The organism is Oleiphilus sp. HI0125, assembly GCF_001635355.1.
Genome location: NZ_LWGF01000429.1, coordinates 1 through 538, shown reverse-complemented (window position 1 = coordinate 538; position 538 = coordinate 1). Strand labels below are relative to the sequence as shown.

The following is a 538-nucleotide window of genomic DNA, read 5'->3' as shown; positions in this document are numbered from 1 at the left end:
CTCAAGATTACCAAGTACTTTTAATAAACTGGTTTTGCCGCAGCCGGGTGGTCCAACTATGGTGACTTTACTGCCCGCATTCACTTTGAATTCGAGATTAGTTAAGCCTTTAGTACTGCCTGAATAACGATGAGTCAGGCCATGCACTTGAATATTGCCGCTTACTTGATCGATAGGTGGGCTTTTTTCTAGGTTCTGGCGATCATCATCCAAGGACATCAATGCATTCACTTGACGTGCAGAGCTTTGAATCGATTTAAAACGGGTGATTGCATTGAATACTCCCATAATTGGTGTTAATGCTTTCCACACCAAAATAATGATTACAATCATTGCGCTCGGTTCATTTAAACCTTGCATCACGGCTAACACCGCGATCACTATACTTAATGTGCCGATGACTTGCGTCATTACTTGACCAGTATTCTGGATCCGCGAATTAGTGATCGCTACATGGTTGGAATCATCTAAACTCCGTGATTGTGCAGCCCCAAAACGTGATTCTATTACTTGTATTAGGGGCAAACCTTGAATAGAA

1 protein-coding gene is annotated in these 538 nt (G+C 42.2%); it reads right to left on the bottom strand.

Features of this window, described 5'->3' with window-relative positions:
- The coding region (locus tag A3762_RS05740) for an ATP-binding cassette domain-containing protein (RefSeq protein ID WP_156493270.1) at positions 1-538 on the bottom strand (538 nt) is incomplete at both ends.